Here is a 25,505-nt window from a genome sequence, read left to right as displayed (position 1 = left end):
GCGGCAGGCGCCCGATACTCAGCTCATCCAGTTGCCGCCATCGACATTGTAGGTCTGGGCGACGATGTATTCGGCCTCATCGGAGGCAAGGAAGATCGCCATGCCGGTCAGGTCTTCGGCACGGCCCATGCGGCCGAAGGGCACGGCCTCCCCGACCAGCCGCTTCTTTTCACCGGCGGGGCGGTTTTCATATTTCGCAAACAGCGCATCCACGCCGTCCCAGTGTTCGCCATCGACCACGCCCGGCGCAATCGCGTTGACGTTGATGCCGTGCTTGATGAGATCGAGCCCGGCCGATTGGGTGAGGCTGATGACGGCGGCCTTGGTGGCGCAATAAACCGCCACCAAGGCCTCGCCGCGCCGGCCCGCCTGGCTTGCCATGTTGATGATCTTGCCGCCTTTTCCCCGAGCAATCATTGTTTTTGCGGCGGCCTGCATCATGAACAGCGTGCCGGACACGTTGATCGAAAACAGTCTTTCGTAGCTCTCGCGTTTGATCTCGACAATCGGTGCGAGGTCGAACAGCGCGGCATTGTTGATGAGGATATCGAGCCCGCCCGTCTGGCCTTCCACGGTGCGGATGGCGGTGTCGATGGAATGCTGCTTGGTCACGTCGAGTTCGACGGCATAGGCATTCTCGCCGATCTCGCGGGCGGTCTTGCTGGCGCGCTCGAAATCGATATCGGCAATAGCGACGGTTGCCCCCTCGCGTATATAGGCCTCCGCAAAGGCGCGGCCGATGCCGCGCGCCGAACCTGTTATCAGCGCGGATTTGCCTTCCAGTCTTCCCGTCATATCGCCTTACCCTTTTCTTCGAACCTGTGGATCTTGGTCTCATCCGGCGTAATGAAGACGGTATCGCCGTGTTTGCATTCGAACTCACCGTCCGTGCGAGCGGTAATCGGGCCGATGCCGTCGACCTCGAGATGCAGGAAGGTATCCGATCCGAGATGTTCGGCGACGGTCACCTTGCCCTGCCACAGCCCGCTTTCCTTCGACAGCACCAGATGCTCCGGCCGCACGCCGGCGGTGGTGGCACCTTTTTGGCGGGCGTAATCGCCGGTCACCAGGTTCATGCGCGGTGAGCCGATGAAGCCGGCGACGAAGAGGTTGGCGGGGGAGCGGTAAAGCTCCATCGGCGAACCGACCTGCTCGATATTGCCGCGGTTGAGCACGACGATCTTGTCGGCCATGGTCATGGCCTCCACCTGGTCGTGGGTGACGTAGATCATCGTCGTTTTCAGCGTGTTGTGCAGTTCTGAGATTTCCAGCCGCATGGTGCCGCGCAGCGCCGCATCGAGGTTGGAAAGCGGCTCGTCGAACAGGAAGGCTTTCGGTTCGCGCACGATGGCGCGGCCGATGGCGACGCGCTGGCGCTGGCCGCCCGACAGCTGCGAGGGCCGGCGTTCGAGATAATCGGTAAGGTTCAGCACCCGGGCGGCGTCCTCGACCTTTTTATCGATGATGGCCTTGTCGAGCTTGGCCATCTTCAGCGGAAAGGCGATGTTGTTCCTGACACTCATATGCGGATAAAGCGCATAGGACTGGAACACCATGGCAAGGCCACGCTCGGCCGGCGCCTTTTCGGTGACATCCTTGCCATCGATGACGATCTTGCCGCCGGAGACATCTTCCAGCCCGGCAATCAGGCGCAAAAGCGTGGACTTGCCGCAGCCGGAGGGACCGACGAAGACGACGAACTCGCCGTCGTTGATATCGAGATCGATCGACGGGATGACTTTCGCCTCACCGAAGAGCTTGGACACGTTCTGAAGGGAAATGCTGCCCATGTTTGTCGTTCCTTATTTCACGGCGCCGAAGGTCAGGCCACGCACGAGTTGTTTCTGCGAGAACCAGCCGATGACGAGAATGGGGGCGATCGCCATCATTGAGGCGGCCGAGAGTTTTGCCCAGAACAGCCCCTGTGGGCTCGAGAAGGAGGCGATGAAGGCCGTCAGCGGCGCTGCATTGGTGGTCGTCAGCCGGATCGTCCAGAAGGCTTCGTTCCAGGCGAGGATGACGTTGAGGAGCAGCGTCGAGGCAATGCCCGGAACCGCCATCGGCGTCAGCACATGCACGATCTCGTTCCACAAGGATGCGCCATCCATGCGGGCGGCTTCCAGAATCTCGCCGGGGATTTCCCGAAAGTAAGTGTAGAGCATCCAGATGACGATCGGCAGGTTGATGAAGGTGAGCATGATGGTGAGCCCGATGCGGGTATCGAGCAGGCCGGCATTGCGGAAGATCAGGTAGATCGGCACCAAGACGGCGACGGCCGGCATCATCTTGGTGGAGAGCATCCACATCAAAATGTCCTTGGTGCGTTTGGTCGGCGAGAACGCCATGGCCCAGGCGGCGGGAATGGCGATGATCAGCGCGATGATCGTCGAGCCGAGCGACAGCACCACCGAGTTCATGAACGGCTTGAAGTAATCGCGCTGGGTCTGCACCGTCACGTAATTCTCGAGCGTGCCCGAGGGAATGAGGCTGAAGCCGGCGATTGCCTCGGGTTCGGTCTTGATCGAGGTGAGGAAGGCATAGAGGATCGGGAAGAACAGCAGCAGCGCCACGGCCCAGGCCGCGATGGAAAAGCCGATCTTCGCACGTGTGGTTGTCTTGCGGGCCATGATGTTTCCCCCTTACCGGTCGAGGTTCTTGCCGACGGCGCGCATCAGGAAGATGGCGACGATATTGGCGAGGATGACGGCGATGATGCCGCCGGCCGAAGCGCCGCCGACGTCGTAACCGAGAAGCGCCGTGCGATAGATGAGGAAGGCGAGGTTGGTGGAGGCATAACCGGGGCCGCCATTGGTGGTGACGAGGATTTCCGCATAGACGCCGAGCAGGAAGATCGTTTGGATGAGAATGACGACGGTGATGGCGCGCGACAGATGCGGCAGGGTCAGATGGATGAAGCGGTTGACGAAGTTGGCGCCATCCATCTCGGCGGCTTCCTTCTGCTCGCCATCGAGCGACTGCAGCGCCGTCAAGAGGATCAGTGTCGCAAACGGCAACCATTGCCAGGCGACGATGATGATGATGGAGAGCAGCGGAAACTGCGCGAACCAGTCGACCGGCTGGAAACCGAAGAAGCGTGAGAGATCGGCGAGAACGCCGTAACCGGGATGCATGATCATGTTCTTCCACACCAATGCGGCCACCGGCGGCATGACGAAGAAGGGCGAGATGATCATGATGCGCACGATGCCCTGGCCGAAAATGTCATTGTCGAGCAGAAGCGCAATGGCGATGCCGCCGATGACGGTGATCGCAAGCACGCCGCCGACGATCAAAAGCGTGTTCCAGATCGACTGGAAGAAGGCCGGGTCGGTGTAGAAATACTGGTAATTGAACAGACCGGCGAAGCTGACATTGGCCGGGTTGAGGAGATTGTAGTTCTGGAACGAGAACCACAGGGTCATCGCCAGAGGCACGATCATCCACACCAGCAACAACAGCACCGATGGCGCTAGCATAACCCGCGCTAATCCGCTTGTGTTTCGGGTTGCCATTGCACTCACCTCCCCTTGGGCCTGGGCGTCACAACATGCGCCCGGCATATCCGGAAGAACCGGCTCATTCTTGTTTTGATTTGAAGGGCTTAAACGCCGCCGTACAGACCGGCGGCTTGCCGTCCCCAAGGTTCGCTGCCCGGCATTGGCGCCGGACAGCGATCTTCGGGAGGATTACTTGATGTAACCGGCGCGGGTCATTTCACGCGTTGCTGTCGACTGGGCGCCCGCAAGCGCATCGTCTACGCTGGACTGACCGGCAACGACTGCCGAGAAAAGCTGACCGACCGTGGTGCCGAGCGCCTGGAATTCAGGGATCGCCACGAACTGACCGCCGGTGTAAGGCACGGGCTTTACGGTCGGCTTGGTGATGTCAGCGGCATCCATCGCGGCAAGCGTCGGCTTGGCGAAGGCGGCGGCCTTTTCATAATCGGCGTTCTTGTAAAGCGAGGTGCGGGTGCCCGGAGGCACGTTTGCCCAGCCTTCCTTGGAAGCGACGAGCTCGGTATATTCCTTGCTGGTTGCCCAGGAGATGAACTTCTCGGCCGCTTCCGCCTTCTGCGAGCTCTTCGGGATCGCGAGGTTCCACGACCACAGCCAGTTGCCGTGGTTCTTCAGCTCACCATGCGTCGGGAAGATGGCGTAACCGACCTTGTCGGCAACGGTGGAATCCTTCGGGTTTGAAACGAAGGAAGCAGCGACCGTCGCGTCGATCCACATGCCGCATTTGCCCTGCTGGAACAGCGTCAGGTTTTCGTTGAAGCCGTTGGAGGATGCGCCGGACGGGCCGGCATCCTTCATCAGATCGACGTAGAACTGCAACGAGCTCTTCCATTCCGGCTGATCGAACTGCGGTTTCCAGTTTTCATCGAACCAGCGGCCGCCGAAGGAGTTGGTGAGCGCGCTGATGAAGGCCATGTTTTCGCCCCAGCCGGCCTTGCCGCGCAAGCAGATGCCGTTGATATCGGCCTTGCGGTCGGTGATCTTGCGGGCGGCGTCGCCGATGAATTCCCAGGTCGGGCTGTCAGGCATCTTCAGGCCGGCTTTTTCGAACAGGTCCTTGCGATACATGATCATGGCGGATTCGCCATAGAAGGGCGCGGCGTAAAGCTTGCCTTCGCTGGAGAGGCCGCCGCGGATCGCCGGCAGCAGATCGTCGACGTCATATTTGTCGCCAAGCTTCTCGAGCGGCAGCAGCCAGCCCTGCTTGGCCCAGATCGGCACTTCGTAATTGCCGATGGTCATGATGTCGTATTGGCCGCCATTGGTGGCGATATCAGTCGTCACGCGCTCACGCAGGACGTTTTCTTCAAGCGTCACCCACTCAACCTGGATGTCGGGGTTCTTGGTGGTGAAGTCCGAGGTCAGACCCTGCATGCGGATCATGTCGCCGTTGTTTACGGTCGCGATGGTCAGCGTCTCGGCGGAAGCAAGGGTCGAAAAGGCGAGTGCCGAGCATGCGCCCAGCAAAATGGTCTTCAATGTCATATCTTCCTCCCAGAAGAAAAATGATGAGCATTCGCTTTGCTCTAGGGCATTTACTCACCTCATTAGCAAAAAAGTCAAGCGACATCCTGTGCTGCGACGCACATGGAAAAACCAAGCCATTGATTTTATGTGTTTAATTTTTGCTCAGTGAGTGAGCAAATATTCGCTCGTGACTTCATCGGTGATGAGGCCGTTCAGCAGACCGCCCCTCAGCGCCGCCAGAATCGAGGCGTTCTTGCGTGCGCCCTGCGCCATGCCGATGACGGTGCAGGTGTCTCTTGAAGGGATGGGAACGGAGGCGACGCGCTCGTTGACGGAATGCTCTAGAATGCGGCCATTGGCATCATACATCCAGCCGCAAATCTCGCCGACGGCACCGCTTGCCATCAGCGCCTTCATCTCATCCACGCCGAGGAAACCATCGACGCAGAGCGGTGCGTTTTCGCCAAGTTCGCCGACACCGACGAAGGTAACATTGGCCGCGGAACCCAGCGCCAGCGTGGAGCGCACCATGGACTGGTCGTGCAGCAGTTCCCGCTCTTCCGCAGAAGAGCACAGGACCGGCAGCGGCATTGGGAAATGCCGCGCCTTGATGGCATCGGCCATGCTGAAGATGACGTTATAATAGGCGGCCGAGCCATCCGGCCCGATATTGCCCGTCAGTGAGACGATACGGTGCTGCGGGCATTCCATCGGCGGCAGCTGGTCGACGGCGGCCTTCAAGGTACGGCCGGTGCCGATGGCGAGCACGATGGGATCGGCATTTTTCAGCCAGCGCTCGATTTCCGCCGCCCCGGCCTCGGCGATGCCGACCGTGGAGGAGACGCCGGCCGGATCGCTCGGCACCACCTCGATATATTTTAGGTCGAATTTCTCTTTCAGCCGTTCGGCTTTTTCGAGACAGGCGGCGATAGGGTGATCGAGCCGGACCTTGATCAACCGCTCGGCGACGGCAAGCGACACAAGCCGCTGCGCCGATTGCCGGGAGATACCCATGGCGGCGGCGATCTCATCCTGCGTGCGGCCGGCGACATAATAAAGCCAGCCGGCACGGGCCGCATCGTCCAGCCGTCCATGTGCGTCGTTTCGTCTGGCCATGCCGCTGCCCTTTGAGAATTATGCTTGCGCATTTGCTGGCATTTTTTTGCGTCGGCTGTCAAACGGGGGATGGGCGGAAAGACTATACGGCGCGAAAATCGGCGGATGAGGAAAGGTGACTGACGGCTTATACGTCCGTGTCGTTATTTTTCCGTCATTCCGGCCTTGAGCCGGAATCCAGCCACGGCGCGTCTGCGCCGTGAGAAGAGTCTCTTGCGATCAAGGACTTGATCGCGCTGGACCCCGGATCAAGTCCGGGGTGACGATGCTGGGTTTATGCCCGTACCCTCAATCACGCCGCTTCCTGCACCAGATGCCCCGCCGAAACCTCACGGTAATGGCGCTGCGGCGGCACGTAGTCCACCGGCCGGATCGGACTTTTGATCTCGTCGGTCGCCATATTGCGCCGGATCTGCCGCCGCGCCGGGTCCGGCACCGGAACGGCGGACATCAGCTTTTTCGTATAGGGATGCTGCGGATTGTCGAAAACCGCCGCGCGAGGCCCGATTTCCACGATCTCGCCGAGATACATCACCGCCACACGGTGGCTGACGCGCTCCACCACCGCCATGTCATGGCTGATGAACAGGAAAGCGAGGTTGAGGCTCTGTTGCAGGTCGAGCAGCAGATTGCAGACCTGCGCCTTGATGGACACATCGAGCGCCGAGACCGCCTCGTCGGCGACGATGACCTTGGGATCGAGCATCAGCGAGCGGGCAATGGCGATGCGCTGGCGCTGGCCGCCGGAAAATTCATGCGGGAAGCGCCGCATCATATCCGGGCTGAGGCCCACCTTTTCCAGAAGATCGGCCGCCTTTTCGCGGGCCTGCTGCTTGGTTCCGAGGCGATGCTCGATAAAGGGCTCCATGATTGCGGTGCCGATGCTCATGCGCGGATCGAGCGAGGCGAAGGGATCCTGGAAGATCATCTGCACGCTGCGGCGCATGGTGCGCAGCGTCGTCTTGTCGAGCTTCAGCACCTCGTAGCCATCGAGCATGACATTGCCGGATGTCGGCTCGATCAGCCGGGTGATGGAGCGGCCCGTAGTGGACTTGCCGCAGCCCGATTCACCCACGAGAGACAGGGTTTCGCCCTCGGCGAGATCGAAGGAGACCTTTTCCACCGCATGCACGGCCCCGGATTTGCGGCCGAAAAGGCCGGTGCGGATATCGAAACGGGTGGTGAGGTCCTTGACCGAAAGAATGGGCGTGCGGCCGCCGGAGACCGTGTCCTTCACCTCCGCAACGGGCTGGCTTTCGCCGGTCTTGATATCGATGATCGGGAAACGGGCCGGCAGCACCCTCTCCTTCATCGAGCCAAGCTTCGGCACCGCCGAAAGCAGCGCCCGCGTATAAGGGTGGCGGCCGCGATGGAAGATGTCGTCGGTGGTGCCGGTTTCCACCACATCGCCGCGGAACATGACGATGGTGCGGTCCGAGACTTCCGCAACCACGCCCATATCATGGGTGATGAAGAGAACGGACATGCCCTCCTCTTCCTGCAACGTCTTGATGAGGTCGAGAATCTGGCCCTGGATCGTCACATCGAGCGCCGTCGTCGGCTCGTCGGCGATCAGCAATTTCGGTTTGGAGGCGAGCGCCATGGCGATCATCACGCGCTGGCGCATGCCGCCGGAAAACTGGTGCGGATAATCGTCGAAACGGTTCTTCGCATTGGGAATACGGACTTTCTCAAGCAGGCGGATGACCTCGGCGCGCGCGGCGGAAGAGGAAATATCCTGATGCACGGTCAGCGCCTCGGCGATCTGCTTGCCGATCGGGAAGATCGGGTTGAGGCTGGTCATCGGCTCCTGGAAGATCATTGAGATATCCTTGCCGCGAACCTTGCGCATCTCCTCTTCCGGCAGCGCCAGCAGGTCGCGCCCGCCGAGCATGACCTTGCCCTCTATGCGGCTCGTCTTTTTATCCAGGAGCCGCATGATGGAGAGCGAGGTGACGCTTTTGCCCGAGCCGCTTTCGCCGACGATCGCCACCGTTTCGCGCGGCGCGATCTCGAAACTCATATTGCGGACCACGGATTTCCAGCCGCCATCGACGCGGAAGGATGTGGTGAGATTTTGAACCGATAAAACCGGGCTTACCGAACCGCCGGTCTGTTCCATGGACGTCGCCGCCAAAAGCATGTCGATCTCCTGAAAAGCAAAAGGCGGCCATGAAGGCCGCCGGATGTCTTACGCAGCAAGTGCGGTTTCGGCCATCGAAACCCAGTAGCTGATGCCGTAAGGCAGCGCATCGTCGTTGAAATCATAAGCCGCATTGTGCAGTCCGGCGGTATCGCCATTGCCGATGAAGATGAAGGCGCCGGGGCGCGCTTCCAGCATGTAGGAGAAATCCTCGGCCCCCATATGCGGGTTCGGATTGGTGTTGACGGCGTTCGCACCGGCCACGCCCATTGCCACGCCGGTGGCGAATTCGGTCTCGTCACTATGGTTGAAGGTGACGGGATAACCGCGATGATATTTCACCTCCACGGTGGCGCCATGCGCCATGGCGGTGGCGGTCGCCACTTCCTTCAGGCGCTTTTCGGCGAAATCGCGGGTTTCCGGCAAGAGCGTGCGCACCGTTCCCGTCAGCGTCACCGCACCGGGAATGACATTGACGGCCGTGCCGCCATGGGTGGTGGCGACGGTGACGACCAGCGATTTCAACGGGTCCGTCTCCCGCGAGACGATGGATTGCAGGGCGATGATGACATGCGCCGAGGTCAGCACCGGATCGATGGAAAGATGCGGGGCGGCCGCATGGCTGCCCTTGCCGGTGATGATGATTTCGAAACTATCCGCCGCCGCCATGGTCGATCCCTTGCGGATGGCGAAATTGCCGACCGGAATGCCCGGCTCGTTATGCATGCCATAGACCTGCGAAATGCCGAATTTCTCCATCATGCCGTCGTTCAGCATGGCGAGCGCGCCCGCGCCGCCCTCTTCCGCCGGCTGGAAGATCACCGCCACGGAGCCCTTGAAATTGCGGGTCTCGGCCAGATATTGCGCCGCACCCAAAAGCATGGCGGTGTGCCCGTCATGACCGCAGGAATGGGCCTTGCCCGGTGTCTTCGAAGCCCAGGGCTTGCCGCTCGTCTCGAGGATCGGCAGCGCGTCCATGTCGGAACGGAAACCGATGGTTGGGCCATCCCCGTGCCGGCCCTTGATGATGCCGACCACGCCGGTTTTGCCGATGCCGGTCTCAACCACGTCGCAGCCGAAGGATTTCAGTTTTTCGGCCACGAATTTCGATGTTTCGTAGACATCGTAAAGCAGCTCCGGGTGTTCATGCAGATGGCGCCTCCAGCCGGCAACTTCTTCCTGCATTTCAGCCACACGGTTCAATATCGGCATTCTCTTTTTCCCTTTTTTTGTTCCCCGCCGGGTTGTCGGACGCCATATTGCGTTTGGAATTTCTCGTTTTGCAAGCATGAAATTTGCTGCATGAGCGAAAAATAGGCCCAAAACTGAATGGCTCAAATTTTGTTCATCAAAGAAACATTGGGACTTGCTTTTCAAAAAAACTGACAATAGCATCATCGGGAATGGAGGAATATTCCTTAGCAAAGTCAAATACTTAGAATAACAGACCTTGCACATGACGACGGGAAAAGCGTCAAACATTCAAATAGATAAAATCCAAAAAGGGGAAAACGACAATGAAGAAGCGCAGCGTTCTCTTTGCCAGCACGGTGGCGGCCATGGCCTTGGCAGGCTCTGCCGCCCATGCCGAGCGTGGCAGTGACGGCGAACTGAAAATCCTGTTCTGGCAGGCCGTATCGACACTTAACCCTTATCTTTCCGGTGGCACGAAGGAAGTCTACAGCTCGTCCATGGTGATTGAGCCGCTGGCGCGCTACGACGAAAAGGGCGAGCTGGTGCCGATGCTGGTCACCGAAATTCCGACGATCGACAATGGCGGCGTCGCGAAGGATTTGCTCAGCATGACCTGGAAGCTGAAAAGCGACGTGAAGTGGTCGGATGGCACGCCGCTCACTGCCGAGGACGTTATTTTCACCTGGAAATATTGCACCGCACCGGATGGCGGCTGCGCGCAGGCGGCGCAATATGAGGGCGTGAAGAATGTCGAGGCCGTCGACGCCCACACCGTCAAGGTCAGCTTCACCGAACCGAAACCTTACCCCTATTCCGCATTCGTCGGCGCGCAGTCGCCGGTCATCCAGAAGAAGCAGTTTGAAAAATGCGTCGGCGCTGCCGCGCCCGGCTGCACATCCGCCAATTTCGGTCCCATCGGCACCGGCCCCTTCGTGGTCAAGGATTTCAAGCCGAATGACGTGATCAGCTTCGTCGCCAACACCAATTACCGCGACCCCGCCAAGCCCGCCTTCGCCACGGCGACCCTGAAGGGCGGCGGCGATGCCGCTTCCGCCGCACGCGCCGTGCTGGAAACCGGCGAGTTCGACTATGCCTGGAACATGCAGGTGGAGCCGGAAATCCTCGCCACCATGGTGGCCGCCGGGAAAGGCAAGCTTGAGACAGCCTTCGGCACACAGGTCGAGCGTATCAATCTCAACTGGTACAATGCCGATCCTTCGCTGGGCGACAAGCGCTCCACCAAGCAGGCCGGCCCGCACCCGGCCCTTTCCGATCCCGCCGTGCGCCGTGCATTGTCACTCGCCATCGACCGCGATGTCATCGACGAAGCGGGTTATGGCGAAGCGGGCAAGCCGACCTGCAACATCGTGCCGGCTCCGGAAGCCGTCGCTTCCACCAAGAATGACAGCTGGTGCCTGAAGCAGGATGTGGAAGGCGCAAACAAGCTGCTGGACGATGCCGGCTGGGTGAAGGGCGCCGATGGCATCCGCGCCAAGGATGGCGTGAAGCTCTCCTTCCTCTACCAGACCTCCACCAACTCGGTTCGCCAGGCCACGCAGGAACTGGTGAAGGACATGTGGTCGCAGATCGGCGTTGCCTCCGAACTGCGCAATGTCAGCGCCTCGGTCTTCTTCGGCGGCGACCCGGCAAGCCCGGATACTTTCCAGAAATTTTATGCCGACGTCGAAATGTACACCAACAATTTCGACGGCACGGACCCGGAAAAATATCTGGCGGAATGGCTGTGCGACAAGATCCCGGCCCCGGAAAACGGCTGGCAGGGCCAGAATATTCCGCGTTATTGCAACCCGGAATTCGACAAGCTGGTGGGTGAACTCTCCAAGACCGCCGAGCTTGCCAAGCGCGCGGAGATTTCAAAGCAGCTCAACGACATGCTGACGGAGGAAGGCGCGCATATTCCGCTCATCCACCGCGGCAGCGTTTCCTCGCATTCGCTGACGCTGGAAGGCGTTCGCATGAATGCCTGGGATTCGGAACTCTGGAACGTCGCGGACTGGTCCCGCAAGAAGTAACACGCAGATGCGCCGGCTTCTCCATCCGGAGAGGCCGGCCTTCTGCATGCCCCTGGACCATGATCTGAAGACACATTTGCCGCGTTAAGGCGAAAACGCTCCCAATTTTCGTCCTGTCGCGCTCTGGGTCTGGAGAGTTTCAGATGTTTACCTTTACGCTCCGGCGGCTTGCCTTTGCCGTACCGACGCTGCTCGTCATCAGCTTCGTCATCTTCGCGCTGCTCGATCTTGCGCCGAACGACCCGACCGGCGACCTGCCGCTCACCATCCCGCCTGAAGTGCGCGAGCAAATCCGCGCCTCGCTTGGCCTCGACCAGCCCTTCTTCATCCGTTACCTGATGTGGCTGCAGCAATTCTTCATCAACGAACCGCTGAACCTCATTGAAAGGCTGACCGGCTGGCAGATCGGCGATGGCAGCCGCATGCGGGTGCTCTCCTGGGCAACACGCAGCCCGGTGGTCGATCTCGTCATCCAGCGCATGCCGCAGACACTGTGGGTGGTGGGCCTCGCCTATCTCTTCGGTGCGCTGCTGGCGATCCCGATCGGCGTCATTTCCGCCTACAAGCAATATTCGATCTTCGACCAGATCGGCACCTTCGTCTCTATGGTGGGTTATTCGGTGCCGACCTTCTTCACTGGCGTGCTGCTGGTGGTCATCTTCAGCTCCTACCTGCAATGGTTCCCTTCCGTTTACGACACCAACCTTCAGGTGACCGACTGGGGAAGTTTCGTGGCGCAGGTGAAGCAGATGTTCCTGCCGGTTCTGGTGCTGACGCTCTACAATGTCTCGCAGATCAGCCGCTTCGTGCGCGCCTCGATGCTCGATAATCTGCATCAGGATTATGTGCGCACCGCGCGCGCCAAGGGCGTGAAGGAAAAATCCGTGCTGCTCATCCACGTGCTGCGCAACAGCCTGATCCCTGTCGTGACGGTGATTGCGCTCGGCGTGCCGACCATCTTTTCCGGCGCCATCATCACTGAGCAAATCTTCCGCGTGAACGGGCTTGGCCAATTGCTGATCACCGCCGTTCAGGGCGCTGATATTCCGCTGGTGCAGACGCTGACCTTCATTTTCGCGGTGCTGATCGTGCTCTTCAACCTGATTGCCGACGTGCTGTACGGCATTCTCGACCCGAGGATCCGCTATGACTGACGCCACCATCGCAGCGCCGACGGTTGCGGCCACGCCCGTCAAATCCGCCCTCGCCGATATCTGGAAGCAGTTCCGCGCCCACAAGGGCGGCGTGGCCGGTCTCGTCGTCTTCATCTTCATTCTGCTTGCGGTCTATGTCGGCCCCTATATCCACACCGTTGCGCCCAACGCCATCAATGTGAAGGCGCGCAACCAGTGGCCGTCGCTCGCGCATCCCTTCGGCACCGATAATCTCGGCAAGGACATGCTGGCGCAGGTTCTGGCCGGCGGCCGCATCTCGCTTGCCGTCGGCATCACCGCCATGCTGCTGGCGCTGTTTCTCGGAACGCTGGTGGGCGTGCTGTCTGGCTATTTTCGCAGGCTCGACGGCCCGCTGATGCGGCTGACCGACCTGTTCCTGGCGCTACCGCTTTTGCCGCTGCTGCTCGTCATCCTGATGCTGTTTCGCGATACGCTGCGCGCGGCCTTCGGACCGGAAACCGGCATCTTCATCCTGATCGTGTTCGTGATCGGGATAACCAGCTGGATGCATACGGCCCGTATCGTGCGCGGCGACGTGCTGACGATCAAAAGCCAGGAATTCATCATGGCGGCGAAATCGAGCGGCATGCGCGAATACCGCATCATCCTCAGGCATATATTGCCGAATGTACTGAGCTCGATCATGGTCTCGGCCACGCTCGGCATTGCCGCCGCCATCATCACGGAATCCGCGCTGTCCTTCCTCGGCCTCGGCTTCCCCTCCGATTTTCCGACCTGGGGCCGGCTGCTGTTCGACGGCGCGAACTTCCTGCAACTGACGCCTTCTCGCGTGCTGTGGCCGGGGCTGGCGATCTCGCTGACGGTTCTGAGTGTGAATTACATCGGCGATGCCGTGCGCGATGCGCTCGATCCAAGGGCGCTGAAGAGCTAAACGCTCTCTCCCTCATCCCTGTGCTCGTCACAGGGATCCAGCCAGCCCAAGTCCTTGGGCTGAAAGGATTCTCTCCGCCGCGCAGACGCGCGCCGGCTGGATTCCTGTGACATCCTCGGGCTTGTTCCGGGGAACAGGAATGAGGTTGAGGGGATGCCCCGGCACATAAAAAACGAACGCGCCCTAGTGATAATTCACCTTTTCCGCCTCAAGGATGCTGTCCGCATCCAGCGCCGCAATCGGAATATCGCTGCGCGCCGGAATATCGCCGGAAAGCTGAAGCGCCAGATAACGCCCGCAGCAGACCCGCAGGAACGAGGTGAAATTGCCGAGATCGTGCCCGGCATCGATCGATTCATTATAAAGCTTGGCGATGAGCTGCACGCTGTTCATGCCGTCACGCCGCGCGATCTCGTCCAGCGTCGACCAGAAGAAGTTCTCAAGCCGCACGCTGGTGACCATGCCATCGATCCTGAGCGACCGCGTATGGCTCTCCCAAAGCGCCGGGTCTGCCTTGATGAAAAGCTTGCACATGGTTTCCTCCCTCACCACGCCTGAAAGATAGGCGGAAAACGAGGCCGGAAAAAGCCCCGTTTCGCCGGTCTCATTTGCCGAGCACGGCCATGAATTGCGAAAGCCAGGCCGGATGCGCCGGCCATGCGGGCGCTGTTACCAGCTTGCCGTCGGTAACGGCCGCATTGATGGCGATATCGGCATAGGTGCCGCCCGCCAGTTCCACTTCGGGGCGGCAGGCGGGATAGGCCGAGCAGGTGCGGCCCTTCAAGACGCCCGCAGCGGCGAGCAATTGCGCGCCATGGCAGACGGCGGCCACCGGCTTGTCGGCCTCGAAGAAATGTTTCACCGCCGAAAGCACATCCGCATTGAGCCGCAGATATTCCGGCGCGCGGCCGCCGGGAATAACCAGCGCATCGTAATCCGCAACCTTGATATCGGCGAAGGTGGCGTTGAGCGCGAAATTATGGCCGCGTTTTTCCGAATAGGTCTGGTCGCCCTCGAAATCATGGATGGCCGTGGCAATGGTCTGGCCCGCCTTCTTGCCCGGGCAGACGGCGTGCACCGTGTGGCCGACCGCGAGCAGTGTCTGGAACGGCACCATGGTCTCATAGTCCTCGGCGAAATCGCCGGCGATCATCAAAATCTTCTTCGGCATGTCTGCTCCTCCCGTTTTCGAATGCCTTTGGGCACCCTAACAGGCGGGATCGAGATGCGGGTATTATGGCAATACTACAGGGTCGATAAAGCTGGAATCAGCGGGCCTGCGGCGGCTGCGGCCAGCGTCTCACACCGCCGCCCCAGTTCTCGAAGGTCTTTGAAAGCTTCAGCACGAACAGATCCTCGTAACGCGGCCCGACGATCTGCAAGCCGACGGGCATTCCCGATCTGGAGAAGCCGCAATTGATCGAGGAGGCCGGCTGTTCCGACATGTTCCACGGCACCGTGAAGGCGATATGCTCGAAGGGGAGTTCGGGATCATTGGTGGGCGAGGCCCAGTCGGCCGGATAGGACACGATGGGATTGACGGGTGAAATCACCGCATCAACAGACTGCATCAACCGCCCGCAAGCCTTACGCATTTCCATGGTCTGGTTGAAACCGAAAACGGCGCGCGCGCCGGAAACATCCGCCCCCTTCTGCGCCCATTCATGAATATAGGGAAGGATCGCGGCGCGACGGTCCGCGCTCAGCGCCGCCATGTCGCCCCAGAACTTCGCCCGCCAGAAATCGTCCAGCCCATCCAGCATTTCCCGCGTCAGCACCGGCTCGACCGGGATGACGATGGCGCCCGCAGCCTCGAACAGTTTCGCGGCGGAAAGCACGGCGTCGCGCACCTCTTCGTCGAGCGGCAGGCCGCAGCCGGCATCCAGCATCAGGCCGATTTTCAGGCCCTTTACATTAATATCAAGGTTCATCCAGTCGATATCGTTGGGCGGCAGCGCCGTGCCATCGCGCCAGTCGGGACGGGAAAGCGTCGCCATGGCATAGGCGGCATCGGCAACAGTGCGGGTCATCGGCCCGGCGCAGCGGCCGGTATAATAGGGATCGACCGGGATGCGGCCCTGGCTTGGCTTGAAACCGAACAGGCCGGTCCAGCCCGCCGGCAACCGCACCGAGCCGCCAATATCCGTGCCGATATGCAGCGTGCCGTAACCCGCAGCGCCTGCCGAAGCCGCGCCGGCGCTGGAGCCGCCGGGGTTCTGGGTGGGGTCCCACGGATTGCGGCTGAGCTTGTGGAAACTGGAAAGGCCGGAGGAAAGCATGCCGTAATCCGGGCAGGTCGTCTTGGCGTAAATAATCGCGCCATCCTCGCGGCAGCGGGCGGCCACCGGCGCGTCGTCGACCGCAGGCACCAGTTCTACCGCTTTGGTGCCGAGCGGTACCGGATGGCCTTTCGTGGCGATCAATTCCTTCAGCGAGACCGGAATGCCATCGAGGGCCCCGAGCGTTTCGCCTTTTTGCCAACGGTCCGTCGAGGCCAGCGCCTGCCTGCGTGCATCTTCCGGATCATAGGCGTAAAGCGCGTTCACCACCGGTTCGAAAGCATCGATGCGCGCCTCCACCGCCTGCCAATATTCCGATGGCGAAAGCTTCCTGTCCCGATAAAGCGCCAGGATTTCGAGCGTGTTGAGGTCTATGAGATCGGTCATGGCATCGTCTCGTCAGAAAAACAGAAAAGGGGGGGCGACAGCTTTTTTGAGCGGTCAGCTGGTATCGCGCGGGTCCAGCAGGTCGCGCAGGCCATCGCCGAGAAGATTGAGGCCGAAGACGGCGAGCGCAATCGCAAGGCCGGGCATGATGGCGAGCCAGGGTGCTGTGCCGAGATAGGTCTGGGCATCGGCCAGCATCCGCCCCCAGGTGGCGGCGGGCGGCGGCATGCCGAGACCGAGGAAGGAAAGGCCTGCTTCCGTCAATATCGCAAGACCGAGCTGGATCGTCACCTGCACGATGATCTGGTTGGAAATATTCGGCACTATATGGAAAAGCGTGATCTTGGCGCGGTTCTGGCCGATGCTGGTGGCGGCGGTGACATATTCCCGCGACCATATCTGCAACGCCGCCCCCAGCGTCAGCCGGGCAAAGACCGGCACCATGAAGGTGGCGATGGCGATGATGGCGGTAAAACGGCCCGTGCCGATGAAAGCGCCGAGCATCATGGCAGACAGGATGGGCGGCACGGCGAAGATGATGTCGCAGATGCGCATGACCACGGTTTCGGTGAAACCGCGCAGCGCCGCAACCGCAACGCCGATGGTCGTGCCGATAAATGCGCCGATGGCGACGGCGGCGATGGAGGTGGACAGCGAGTTCCACGCACCGGCCATCAACATCGACAACACGTCGCGGCCGAAATGATCCGTGCCGAGGCCGCCATAAACGAAGGGCGATTTCAGCTTCTGGACGATCTGCATCTTTGTGGGGGACACCGGCGTCCAGACCAGAGACAGCAGGGCGACTGCGACCAGAAAGACCGTGACGGCGATGCCGACGGCAAAGGCGGGGCGGCGGCGGATCAATCGCATCATCGCGCACCTGCCCGCAGTCTTGGATCGATGAAGAGATAGGCGATATCGACCACGAAATTCATGACGATCACCAGCGCCGAGAAAAACAGCACGACGGATTGCATGACGACGATATCGCGCTGGGTCAGCGCCTGATAGGCAAGCCGCCCGAGACCCGGCAGGTTGAAGACATTTTCCACCAGCACCGCGCCGGCAATGAGGAAGGTAAATTGCAGGCCGATCATGGTGACGACAGGGATCATCGCATTCGGCACCGCATGCCGCCACAGCGCCACCCGCTCGCTCAGGCCCTTGGCGCGCGCAGTGCGCACGAAATCCTCATTCATCACTTCCAGCACGGCGGAGCGGCACACACGGGTAAGAACCCCGGCCTGCGACAGCGCCAGCGCGACCGCCGGAAGGATGAGCGCCGTGAGACCCGCTGAAAAGCTCGGCGTCCAGCCGGGAAAACCGCCGGCCGGCATCCAGCCGAGCGTGGTGGAAAAGACGATGATGAGCAGCAGGCCGACCCAGAAACCGGGCACGGCAATGCCCACATGCGAAAACAGCCCGGCCGCAAAATCCAGCGCCCCGTTGCGGCTCCGCGCCGCCGCCACGCCGAGCGGAATGGCGATGGCCACCGAAAGGCAGACGGCCAGCAGCGCAAGCGGCAGCGTGACGGCCAGCCGCTCGACAATCAACCCCGCCACCGGCACGCCATAGGTATAGGATTGCCCGAGATCGCCCCGGAACACGCCTGCGAGCCAATGCATGTAACGCAGTGGCAAGGGCTGATCGAGACCCATCTGCTTTTGCAGCGCGGCCAGCGTATCGGGGCTTGCCGAGGTGCCAAGCATGATGGCCGCCGGATCACCCGGCAGCAGGCCCATGACGATATATATGATGAGCGAGACCGCAAACAGCGTGACGACGAGGCTGGCAAGGCGCCGGACGAGGACGGCTAACATCTGGCATTCTTTCCCTGCTTTGTTTCGTTGGTGGCAGAACGGCGGCACCATACTCGTCCGTCATACCGGCCTTGAGCCGGTATCCAGCCGACGCGCGTCTGCGCGGCGAGAGGAGTCCTTTCAGCCCAAGGACTTGGGCTGGCTGGATGCCGGATCAAGTCCGGCATGACGGCGGACGCGGAGGCTACTCTACCCAATGCACATCCGTCAGCACATTCGAGGGAATAGGTTCGTTTTCCCATAACCCCTTCACCTTCTTGTCCCAGACGCCAAGTTTCGGCATGACGAAAAGATAAAGGGCGGGCACGTCCTCGGCGAGGATTTTCTGGGCTTCGCCATAGAGCTTTTCCTGCTCGCTGGCATCCGCCGTCTTTTCCACATTCGCCACGACCTCATTGAAGGTCGGGTTCTTGTAGTTGAAATAATAGGGATCGCGCGCATAGATATCGATATCCATCGGCTCGGCATGGGCAACGATGGTCATGTCGTAATTCGCGCCCTTCAGGACATCCGCCACCCATTTGGCCGGAAATTCGGTGGTCTCGATGGTCATGGTCACGCCGAGTTCGGCAAACATCGCCTGCAGGATTTGCGAGGTGCGCTGGGCATAGGCCATTTGCGGCGCCTTGATGGTGAAGCTGAAACCACCCGGATAGCCGGCTTCCGCAAGCAGCGCCTTGGCCTTGTCGATATCAAAGGGGTGAACGCCCGTCGTATCGATATAGCCGCGGTCATTCGGGGTGTAATGGCTGCCAATGGCCGTGCCGAAGCCGGACCAGGCGCCTTCAATGATAGTGCCGCGATCCACCGCCATCATCAGCGCTTGACGCACGCGCTTGTCGTCAAAGGGCTTGCGGGCATTGTTCATGCCCGCCACGACCTTGAGCTCTGTATTGCCGACGAATGTGCCGAGGCGCGCGTCGCCATCGAAGGAGGTCATCAGTTCCGGTGCGCCGAATTCCGGGAAGGCATCGATATCGCCGGATTTCAGTGCGGCGGCCTGCGCCTGCGGATCGGAGACGAAACGGAAGGTCGCCTTGTCGAGCTTTACCGAAACGGCCTTGTCCCAATAGGCGTCGTTCTTCTGCAGCTCGACCTTGTCGCCCTTGGCCCAGGCCACGAATTTGAACGGGCCGGTGCCGACAGGAGTGGTGCGGTTATTCTCCGCGCTTTTCGGCGCCACCATCACGGAGGCCGGCCAACCCAGCCAGTAGAGAAGGCTGCCGGCCGGCTGCTTCAGCTTCAGCACCAGCGTTGCCGCATCCGGCGTCTCTATACTGTCGATGGCGGCGAAGAAGCGTTTCTGCGGATTGACCGAGCTTTCGCCACGCGCCCGATCCAGCGAAAATTTCGCGACAGAGGAATCGAAGGTCTCGCCATCATGGAAGGTCACGCCCTTGCGCAGCTTGAACGTATAGGTCTTGCCATCAGGGGAAATTTCCCAGCTTTCGGCAAGCTGCGGCTTTACCTTGCCTTCGCGGTCGATCTTCACCAGACCTTCGAGGACATTCTGCCAGGTGACCTGGCCGATGGCGACGGGGGCGGCGATGGTCGGATCGAGACCGGCCGGCTCCACCGCCATGCCAAGCGTCAGCGCGGTTTTCGGCGCGGCTTCGGCAACCGTTGCCGAAAGCGGCAGCCAGAGCGCCGTGCCCAATGCGAGCCTCAGCGCGGTACGGCGCGAAAGCGTTGCCGCCTGCGAAAGATAAGTGCGTGGCATCATTGTCCCCTGTCTGGCGGCCGGGGCATTTTTGCCCTCGGAAGACCGCCCGTTGCAAAAAGAGTGTCATGTTGCAGGCGCACACACAATCTCGATTTTTGTGTGCTCCGTGTAGCTGAAATGGCTACACTAAACCGAATGGAAAAAACAATGACGGATGGAGCGGATATTCGCTTTTGTAAGCCGGATGAATAATCTAATAGACTTTTGCATCCGGACAAAATGCCAGAACATCAGGCGAGAGTTCAGGATATACGTCCTCAGCGGACAACAGGCCTTTCAAAAAGGCAAGGCGGTGAGGAACCGCCGCTTCAATCTTTCCGGATTCCTCAGGGGAAATTCGTTCGGGATGCCGAAACAGCCCATAGGCGATGATTGCAGTTTCGGCAAAATCTTCGCGATCCGGGAATTTCATTCCGTATCTCGTCAAAAACCCTCCATCCTTCTTCTGCGCATCCAGCCATGCGGGCGTCTGTCTGTGGAGGGCGTCCAGCGATGCATGAACCGCCTCGTGAAAAACAGCCTCTTCGAGGTCACTTTCTGCCAATCTGCGACCGATCATATCGGCATAAACGACGATTTGGCCAACGCCCGCGTGAAGTCGTTCGTTGCCCTTATGAACGCTGAAACGCTGAATGCCTGCGCGCAGCGCAATCGGCAATTGGCCAAGCGGTTTGACATAACGGCTCGCCTCATTCCGGGCCGCGGCTTCTGACCCGAACTCGGGATTGACGACAATTTCGATCTTATGACCGTCTCTGAAAAAGGCGTAAAATGAATGGGCTTTTATTTCAGGCTCCGAGTCGTAGCGTTGGTCCCATATGCGATGTTCTCTCCTGCCGTCAGCAACCAGACAGACAAAGGAAGAGGGATCTTCCGGCCTGATGATATCAAAAGGCAAACCGGGCGTGGATGTGTAAAGATAGGTTTCGTCGCCTTCCGCCTGAGAAGGTTTCACGCCCGTAAACAAATAACCGGACAAAAGCACGATTGTGAGCGTGATGATCGAGTGGCGAAACATCTGATGAAACACTCCCTCAAAACGACTGCCACTTTAACTGTGCAAAACGAAAGCGGTTTGACAGAGTGGCAAACAGCGCCCTAGCCCGCCGTCGCCTCGCGCATGAAGCGCTCGATGAAATCGGCGAGCTTGGAGGCGGCGAAGGACAATTGCCGATCGGGGGCGACGCAGAGATCGATCTGGGTGTGGATGCCCTTCTTGCCGGCAAGGGGAACGGCGACCATCTGGCCGCTGCGGATTTCGCGCGCGACCGACAGGGCCGGCAAGAGCGTGGCGGCGGCGTGGCCCAGCACCAGCTCCTTCAGCATTTCCAGCGAACTGGTGATGAAGACGGGATCAAGTTCGACGCCCGCATCCGCAAACAGCGTATCGAAGGCCTGACGCGCGGCGAAACTCTTATCCGGCAGGGCGAGCGGCAGGTTGGCCAAGTCCTTGAGCGAGATTTCAGCCTGCGCGGCAAGCGCATGACCCGCCGGGAAAATGACATCGTAGCTGATGCGGGTGCGCGAACGCACTTTCACGCCGGAGACCTTCGGCGCAAACAGGCTCACGACCAGATCAGCCTCCGCCGCGCCCAGCGCCTCCATCGCCTGGCGGGCGCTGGTGATATGCACCTCGAAGCGCAGTTTCGGGTATTTGAGGCTGAACTGCGCCAGCACCGGCGCCAGAAGGTTCGCCACCGTCGCGCCATTGGCATAGACCGTGACCCGGCCGCGCTGCAGCCCTTTCAGATCGTCGATCAGCTGATGCACGTGGTCGAGTTCGCGCAGCGTCTTGCCGGCGCGGGCGGCCAGCAGCTCTCCCGCCGCCGTCAACTTCACACCCCGGCTGGAGCGCTCCACCAGCGGCGAGCCGAAATAATATTCGAGATTCTCGATCTGGCGGCTCACCGCCGTCGGCGCGACATTCAGGTTTTCCGCCGCGGCGCGCATGGAATTGGTGCGGACCAGTTCGTCGAAATACATCAATGCGCGCAATTGCATGTTGTGGATACCTTGTTTTGGCCGACACCGTCCGTCATGCCGGGCTTGACCCGGCATCCAGCGCGATCAAGTCCTTGATCGCAATATAGTCTCTGACCGCGCAGACGCGCGGTCGCTGGATTCCGGCTCAAGGCCGGAATGACGGAAGATGACATTTGACCCGATTATAGCGGCACCTCAAGCGCGCTTGAAGCCCTCGCTCGCCACCAGCAGCTGCCTTGTATAATCCGCGCTGAATTCCCGGCTTTCCAGGGCCTCGGCTTCCAGCATTTCCACCACCTTGCCGCTTTTCATCACCGCCAGACGATCGCACATGTGGCTGATGACGCCGAGATCGTGGCTGACCATGACGAAGGTGAGATTGCGGTCCTTGCGGGCCTGTTCCAGCAGGTTGAGGATTTCCGCCTGAATGGAGGCGTCGAGCGCCGAAGTCGGCTCATCCAGCAGCAGGATTTTCGGCTCGACGATCAGCGCACGCGCAATGGCGATGCGCTGGCGCTGGCCGCCGGAAAGCTGGTGCGAATACCGGAAGCGGAAGCCGGAGCCGAGCCCCACCTCGTCCAGCGCGCGGGCAATGCGCTGCTCGCGATTATCCAGACCGTGGATGACCAGCGGTTCGAGCAGCAGCGCATCCACCGTCTGGCGCGGGTGCAGCGAGCCATAGGGGTCCTGAAACACCATCTGCACGTCGCTATAGAAGCTCTTGTCGCGGCGTTTGCCGGCATAGGAGCGCCCGGCCACCGTCAGGGAGCCTTCATCGAAATGGTTGAGGCCGGCGATGGCGCGCAGCAGCGTCGATTTGCCGGAGCCGGACTCGCCAACGATGCCGAAAGATTCGCCCTCAGCCACATCGATGCTGACGCTGTCGAGCGCGATGTAACCGTCGAAATCCACCACCATGTCGCGAACGGAAAGAACTGAACTCATGCGCGCCACTCCGGCTTGCGTTCCAGAACCGGCAGCGGATGCCGGTGGCCGCCGATTTCCGGCAGGCAGTTCAGCAGGCCCTGCGTATAGGGATGTTTCGCTTCCTTCAGATTGGCGGAAGACAGCTCTTCCACCACCTTGCCCGCATACATGACGAGAACACGGTCGCAGAAAGACGATACGAGCCGCAGATCGTGGCTGACGAAGATCAGCCCCATGCCACGGTCGCGCACCAGCTTGTCGAGGATGTCGAGCACTTCCAGTTGCACCGTCACATCGAGCGCCGAAGTCGGCTCATCGGCGATCAGAAGCTCCGGGCCGCAGACCAGCATCATGGCGATCATGACACGCTGGCCCATGCCGCCCGAAACCTCGTGCGGGTAAAGATCGAAAACGCGCTCGGGATCGCGAATCTGCACGGCTTCGAGCATGGCGAGCGTGCGCTGGCGCGCCTCGCCGCCGCCGATCTTTTCATGGGTGCGCAGGGTTTCCATGATCTGGCGGCCGATGGTCATGACCGGGTTCAGCGAATATTTCGGGTCCTGCAGGATCATGGCCATGCGCTTGCCGCGCATGATCCGCCGCTCTTTCGCAGACGCCTTAAGCAGATCGATATCGCCGAAGCGCAGCGCATCCGCCTCGATATGCGCGTTTTTCGGGGTCAGCCCCATGATGGCGCGGCCGGTTTGGGACTTGCCGGAGCCAGATTCGCCGACGATGCCGAGACGCTCGCGGCCGAGCGTGAAAGAAACACCGCGCACCGCCTCCACCAGCCCGGTGCGGGTGGGGAAGGACACGCGGAGATTCTGAACGGTCAGAAGCGGCGCACTCATTGGCCCGCCTCCTTGGGGTCCAGCGCATCGCGCAGACCGTCGCCCAGCAGGTTGAAACCGAGGCTGACGATGAGGATCGCCACGCCGGGCATGGCCGCGACCCACCATTGATCGAGAATGAAGCGGCGGCCGGAAGCGATCATCGCGCCCCATTCCGGCAGCGGCGGCTGTGCGCCGAGACCGAGGAAGCCGAGACCGGCGGCAGTGAGGATGATGCCGGCCATATCCAGCGTCACGCGCACGATGAGCGACGACAGGCAGAGCGGCATGACGTGTTTCAGGACGATGCGGAAGGGCGACGCACCCATGAGTTTGACCGCCGCGATGAAATCGGAATTGCGGAAGGTCATGGTTTCGGCGCGCGCAATGCGCGCATAGGGCGGCCATGAGGTGAGCGCGATGGCGAGCACCGCGTTTTCGATGCCCGGCCCGAGCGCCGCGACCAGCGCCAGCGCCAGAACGAGCTTCGGAAAGGCAAGGAAGATATCGGTGATGCGCATCAAAACCGCATCCACCCAGCCGCCGGCATAACCGGAAACCGTGCCGACGATGAGGCCGACGGGGGCCGCGATGATGGCGACCAGCAGAACCACGAACAGCGTCAGCCGCGAACCGTGAATGAGGCGCGAGAGAATATCGCGCCCCTGATCGTCGGTGCCGAGCAGATAACCTTCCGTGCCGGGCGGCAACAGCCGGGCATTGCGCAGATCGCCCTGCACCGGGTTATGCGGGGCCAGAACATCGGCAAACAGCGCCACGAACAGCAGCGCGATGATGATGGCCAGCCCAAGCAGCGCCAGACGATTTTCCGAAAAGCGCCGCCAGATGACATAGGCGCGGCCGAGCCGCGCCTGCTTGCGCGAGGCCGGCCGGTCGGAGAGCAGCCATTCGCGGCTGTAGGGTTTCAGTGTATCGGTCGAAATCGTCATCGGCTGCGCGTCCTTGGATCGAGCGTCCGGTAAAGCAGATCGGAGAAGAGATTGATGCCGACAAAGATGGCGCCGATCACGATCGTGCCACCAAGAACGGCATTCATATCCGCATTCTGCAGGGAATTGGTGATGTAAAGGCCGAGCCCCGGCCAGGCGAAGATGGTTTCGGTCAGCACCGAACCTTCGAGCAGACCGGCATAGGACAGCGCAATCACCGTCACCAGCGGCACGGCGGCGTTACGCAGCGCGTGGAACCAGATGATGCGGGTTTCCGAAAGCCCCTTGGCGCGGGCCGCGACGATATATTCCTGGCTAAGCTCGTTCAGCATGAAGGAGCGCGTCATGCGGCTGATATAGGCCAGCGAAAAATAGCCGAGCAGAGAGGCTGGCAGGATGATGTGGCGGAACAGGTCCCACAACACGTCCCATTGCCGCTGCCAGATCGCGTCGATCAGGAAAAAGCCCGTGACCGGCGTGAAGGTGAATTCATAGACGATATCCATGCGGCCGGGATAAGCCACCCATTGCAGCCGGGCGTAAAACACCAGCAGCGCCAGAAGGCCGAGCCAGAAGATCGGCACGGAATAACCGATGAGGCCGATGACGCGCACCACCTGGTCAGCAAAGCTGCCGCGCTTGACGGCGGCAAGCACGCCGAGCGGAATGCCGAAGACGGCGCCGATGATCGTGCCGAGCGTGGCAAGCTCGATGGTCGCCGGGAACACCCGCTTGATATCCTCCATCACCGGATTGGTGGTGAGGACGGAGGTGCCGAAATCGCCCGATAGCGCCTGTTTCAGATAAAGGAAGAACTGCTGCCAGAGCGGCAGGTTGAGGCCGAGCTGCTCGCGCACCCGCTCGACCACATGCGCAGGCGCACGGTCGCCGACGATCGCCAGCGCAGGATCGATCGGCACGACGCGGCCAATGAAGAATGTGACCGCCATCAGCCCCAGAAAGGTGGTGATGACGGTGACGGCGAAGCCGAGAACGGCTTTCACGCGGGCATTGGCACGGCGTTTGCCGTGCCTCGCCCTGCTGTTGGTTTCAACCATGCTCAAGAGA

Annotated in this window: 23 protein-coding genes; 3 read left to right on the top strand and 20 right to left on the bottom strand. The window is 60.7% G+C overall.

Annotation, left to right across the window (positions count from 1 at the left end; translation table 11 throughout):
- Positions 1 to 18 precede the first annotated feature (18 nt).
- The 8 genes from FGF54_RS23475 to FGF54_RS23440 all read right to left on the bottom strand — a co-directional run bounded on the left by FGF54_RS23475 (position 19) and on the right by FGF54_RS23440 (position 9,453).
- Entirely contained in the window at positions 19 to 795 is a 777-nt protein-coding gene (locus FGF54_RS23475; protein WP_142781331.1) for an L-iditol 2-dehydrogenase, read from the bottom strand.
- Positions 792 to 1,790, bottom strand: coding sequence for an ABC transporter ATP-binding protein (locus tag FGF54_RS23470; RefSeq protein ID WP_142781330.1), 999 nt, complete (start codon positions 1,788 to 1,790; stop codon positions 792 to 794). Before FGF54_RS23470 ends, FGF54_RS23475 begins: the two co-directional genes overlap by 4 nt.
- A gap of 12 nt (positions 1,791 to 1,802) precedes the next feature.
- A complete protein-coding gene (locus tag FGF54_RS23465) occupies positions 1,803 to 2,627 on the bottom strand; it encodes a carbohydrate ABC transporter permease (protein ID WP_080837073.1) in 825 nt (274 codons plus the stop codon).
- 12 nt (positions 2,628 to 2,639) lie between these two features.
- On the bottom strand, positions 2,640 to 3,512 hold the full coding sequence (locus FGF54_RS23460) for a carbohydrate ABC transporter permease (protein WP_142781329.1): 873 nt from the start codon (positions 3,510 to 3,512) through the stop codon (positions 2,640 to 2,642).
- 174 nt (positions 3,513 to 3,686) lie between these two features.
- A complete protein-coding gene (locus FGF54_RS23455; RefSeq protein ID WP_142781328.1) occupies positions 3,687 to 5,000 on the bottom strand; it encodes a sugar ABC transporter substrate-binding protein in 1,314 nt (437 codons plus the stop codon).
- Positions 5,001 to 5,144: 144 nt separating this feature from the next.
- Positions 5,145 to 6,098 (bottom strand): sugar-binding transcriptional regulator, encoded by a 954-nt coding sequence (locus FGF54_RS23450; RefSeq protein WP_020813212.1) that lies wholly within the window; start codon positions 6,096 to 6,098, stop codon positions 5,145 to 5,147.
- Positions 6,099 to 6,390: 292 nt separating this feature from the next.
- Positions 6,391 to 8,241, bottom strand: a complete 1,851-nt coding sequence (locus FGF54_RS23445; RefSeq protein WP_065655299.1) for an ABC transporter ATP-binding protein — start codon at positions 8,239 to 8,241, stop codon at positions 6,391 to 6,393.
- Between the two features lie 48 nt (positions 8,242 to 8,289).
- A complete protein-coding gene (locus FGF54_RS23440) occupies positions 8,290 to 9,453 on the bottom strand; it encodes a M20 aminoacylase family protein (RefSeq protein ID WP_142781327.1) in 1,164 nt (387 codons plus the stop codon).
- A gap of 305 nt (positions 9,454 to 9,758) precedes the next feature.
- Here FGF54_RS23440 and FGF54_RS23435 point away from each other — a divergent pair, with 305 nt between their 5' ends.
- The 3 genes from FGF54_RS23435 to FGF54_RS23425 all read left to right on the top strand — a co-directional run bounded on the left by FGF54_RS23435 (position 9,759) and on the right by FGF54_RS23425 (position 13,535).
- Positions 9,759 to 11,468: a peptide ABC transporter substrate-binding protein gene (locus FGF54_RS23435; RefSeq protein WP_080853592.1), complete on the top strand. Its 1,710-nt coding sequence runs from the start codon at positions 9,759 to 9,761 to the stop codon at positions 11,466 to 11,468.
- A 143-nt stretch (positions 11,469 to 11,611) separates the two neighbouring features.
- The gene (locus tag FGF54_RS23430; RefSeq protein WP_020813216.1) at positions 11,612 to 12,622 is read left to right on the top strand and encodes an ABC transporter permease; all 1,011 of its coding nucleotides are present in this window, start codon (positions 11,612 to 11,614) and stop codon (positions 12,620 to 12,622) included.
- Positions 12,615 to 13,535, top strand: coding sequence for an ABC transporter permease (locus FGF54_RS23425; protein WP_142781326.1), 921 nt, complete (start codon positions 12,615 to 12,617; stop codon positions 13,533 to 13,535). The genes FGF54_RS23430 and FGF54_RS23425 overlap by 8 nt, the downstream gene beginning before the upstream one ends.
- Positions 13,536 to 13,718: 183 nt before the next feature.
- On the opposite strand, the gene FGF54_RS23420 is transcribed toward FGF54_RS23425, so the two are convergent.
- The 12 genes from FGF54_RS23420 to FGF54_RS23365 form a co-directional block, all read right to left on the bottom strand.
- Positions 13,719 to 14,069, bottom strand: coding sequence for a ribbon-helix-helix domain-containing protein (locus FGF54_RS23420; protein WP_142781325.1), 351 nt, complete (start codon positions 14,067 to 14,069; stop codon positions 13,719 to 13,721).
- A 70-nt stretch (positions 14,070 to 14,139) separates the two neighbouring features.
- On the bottom strand, positions 14,140 to 14,706 hold the full coding sequence (locus FGF54_RS23415; RefSeq protein ID WP_168208223.1) for a DJ-1/PfpI family protein: 567 nt from the start codon (positions 14,704 to 14,706) through the stop codon (positions 14,140 to 14,142).
- Between the two features lie 97 nt (positions 14,707 to 14,803).
- The gene (locus FGF54_RS23410) at positions 14,804 to 16,201 is read right to left on the bottom strand and encodes an amidase (RefSeq protein WP_142781324.1); all 1,398 of its coding nucleotides are present in this window, start codon (positions 16,199 to 16,201) and stop codon (positions 14,804 to 14,806) included.
- Between the two features lie 54 nt (positions 16,202 to 16,255).
- Entirely contained in the window at positions 16,256 to 17,077 is an 822-nt protein-coding gene (locus FGF54_RS23405) for an ABC transporter permease (protein ID WP_003499034.1), read from the bottom strand.
- Entirely contained in the window at positions 17,074 to 18,024 is a 951-nt protein-coding gene (locus tag FGF54_RS23400; RefSeq protein ID WP_142781323.1) for an ABC transporter permease, read from the bottom strand. The genes FGF54_RS23405 and FGF54_RS23400 overlap by 4 nt, the downstream gene beginning before the upstream one ends.
- Positions 18,025 to 18,208: 184 nt before the next feature.
- Positions 18,209 to 19,744: an ABC transporter substrate-binding protein gene (locus tag FGF54_RS23395; RefSeq protein ID WP_142781623.1), complete on the bottom strand. Its 1,536-nt coding sequence runs from the start codon at positions 19,742 to 19,744 to the stop codon at positions 18,209 to 18,211.
- Between the two features lie 196 nt (positions 19,745 to 19,940).
- The gene (locus tag FGF54_RS23390) at positions 19,941 to 20,765 is read right to left on the bottom strand and encodes a hypothetical protein (RefSeq protein WP_142781322.1); all 825 of its coding nucleotides are present in this window, start codon (positions 20,763 to 20,765) and stop codon (positions 19,941 to 19,943) included.
- A gap of 80 nt (positions 20,766 to 20,845) precedes the next feature.
- The gene (locus FGF54_RS23385; RefSeq protein ID WP_142781321.1) at positions 20,846 to 21,748 is read right to left on the bottom strand and encodes a LysR family transcriptional regulator; all 903 of its coding nucleotides are present in this window, start codon (positions 21,746 to 21,748) and stop codon (positions 20,846 to 20,848) included.
- Between the two features lie 177 nt (positions 21,749 to 21,925).
- Entirely contained in the window at positions 21,926 to 22,675 is a 750-nt protein-coding gene (locus FGF54_RS23380) for an ABC transporter ATP-binding protein (RefSeq protein WP_065117718.1), read from the bottom strand.
- A complete protein-coding gene (locus FGF54_RS23375; protein WP_142781320.1) occupies positions 22,672 to 23,508 on the bottom strand; it encodes an ABC transporter ATP-binding protein in 837 nt (278 codons plus the stop codon). The genes FGF54_RS23380 and FGF54_RS23375 overlap by 4 nt, the downstream gene beginning before the upstream one ends.
- Positions 23,505 to 24,437 (bottom strand): ABC transporter permease, encoded by a 933-nt coding sequence (locus FGF54_RS23370; RefSeq protein ID WP_142781319.1) that lies wholly within the window; start codon positions 24,435 to 24,437, stop codon positions 23,505 to 23,507. Before FGF54_RS23370 ends, FGF54_RS23375 begins: the two co-directional genes overlap by 4 nt.
- Positions 24,434 to 25,501, bottom strand: coding sequence for an ABC transporter permease (locus FGF54_RS23365; protein ID WP_142781318.1), 1,068 nt, complete (start codon positions 25,499 to 25,501; stop codon positions 24,434 to 24,436). Before FGF54_RS23365 ends, FGF54_RS23370 begins: the two co-directional genes overlap by 4 nt.
- Positions 25,502 to 25,505: the final 4 nt, after the last annotated feature.

Origin of the sequence: Agrobacterium sp. T29 (assembly GCF_006970545.1) — a bacterium.
Classification (GTDB): domain Bacteria; phylum Pseudomonadota; class Alphaproteobacteria; order Rhizobiales; family Rhizobiaceae; genus Agrobacterium; species Agrobacterium leguminum.
This window is presented reverse-complemented; position numbering and strand designations above follow the sequence as displayed.

Coding starts and splice junctions, on each gene's coding strand:
- FGF54_RS23465 (WP_080837073.1), bottom strand. CDS start 2,627: ATGGCCCGCAAGACAACCACACGTGCGAAGATCGGCTTTTCCATCGCG.
- FGF54_RS23375 (WP_142781320.1), bottom strand. CDS start 23,508: ATGAGTGCGCCGCTTCTGACCGTTCAGAATCTCCGCGTGTCCTTCCCC.
- FGF54_RS23400 (WP_142781323.1), bottom strand. CDS start 18,024: ATGTTAGCCGTCCTCGTCCGGCGCCTTGCCAGCCTCGTCGTCACGCTG.
- FGF54_RS23410 (WP_142781324.1), bottom strand. CDS start 16,201: ATGACCGATCTCATAGACCTCAACACGCTCGAAATCCTGGCGCTTTAT.
- FGF54_RS23385 (WP_142781321.1), bottom strand. CDS start 21,748: ATGCAATTGCGCGCATTGATGTATTTCGACGAACTGGTCCGCACCAAT.
- FGF54_RS23405 (WP_003499034.1), bottom strand. CDS start 17,077: ATGATGCGATTGATCCGCCGCCGCCCCGCCTTTGCCGTCGGCATCGCC.
- FGF54_RS23440 (WP_142781327.1), bottom strand. CDS start 9,453: ATGCCGATATTGAACCGTGTGGCTGAAATGCAGGAAGAAGTTGCCGGC.
- FGF54_RS23450 (WP_020813212.1), bottom strand. CDS start 6,098: ATGGCCAGACGAAACGACGCACATGGACGGCTGGACGATGCGGCCCGT.
- FGF54_RS23380 (WP_065117718.1), bottom strand. CDS start 22,675: ATGAGTTCAGTTCTTTCCGTTCGCGACATGGTGGTGGATTTCGACGGT.
- FGF54_RS23425 (WP_142781326.1), top strand. CDS start 12,615: ATGACTGACGCCACCATCGCAGCGCCGACGGTTGCGGCCACGCCCGTC.
- FGF54_RS23390 (WP_142781322.1), bottom strand. CDS start 20,765: ATGTTTCGCCACTCGATCATCACGCTCACAATCGTGCTTTTGTCCGGT.
- FGF54_RS23475 (WP_142781331.1), bottom strand. CDS start 795: ATGACGGGAAGACTGGAAGGCAAATCCGCGCTGATAACAGGTTCGGCG.
- FGF54_RS23455 (WP_142781328.1), bottom strand. CDS start 5,000: ATGACATTGAAGACCATTTTGCTGGGCGCATGCTCGGCACTCGCCTTT.
- FGF54_RS23460 (WP_142781329.1), bottom strand. CDS start 3,512: ATGGCAACCCGAAACACAAGCGGATTAGCGCGGGTTATGCTAGCGCCA.
- FGF54_RS23395 (WP_142781623.1), bottom strand. CDS start 19,744: ATGCCACGCACTTATCTTTCGCAGGCGGCAACGCTTTCGCGCCGTACC.
- FGF54_RS23430 (WP_020813216.1), top strand. CDS start 11,612: ATGTTTACCTTTACGCTCCGGCGGCTTGCCTTTGCCGTACCGACGCTG.
- FGF54_RS23445 (WP_065655299.1), bottom strand. CDS start 8,241: ATGCTTTTGGCGGCGACGTCCATGGAACAGACCGGCGGTTCGGTAAGC.
- FGF54_RS23420 (WP_142781325.1), bottom strand. CDS start 14,069: ATGTGCAAGCTTTTCATCAAGGCAGACCCGGCGCTTTGGGAGAGCCAT.
- FGF54_RS23415 (WP_168208223.1), bottom strand. CDS start 14,706: ATGCCGAAGAAGATTTTGATGATCGCCGGCGATTTCGCCGAGGACTAT.
- FGF54_RS23370 (WP_142781319.1), bottom strand. CDS start 24,437: ATGACGATTTCGACCGATACACTGAAACCCTACAGCCGCGAATGGCTG.
- FGF54_RS23435 (WP_080853592.1), top strand. CDS start 9,759: ATGAAGAAGCGCAGCGTTCTCTTTGCCAGCACGGTGGCGGCCATGGCC.
- FGF54_RS23470 (WP_142781330.1), bottom strand. CDS start 1,790: ATGGGCAGCATTTCCCTTCAGAACGTGTCCAAGCTCTTCGGTGAGGCG.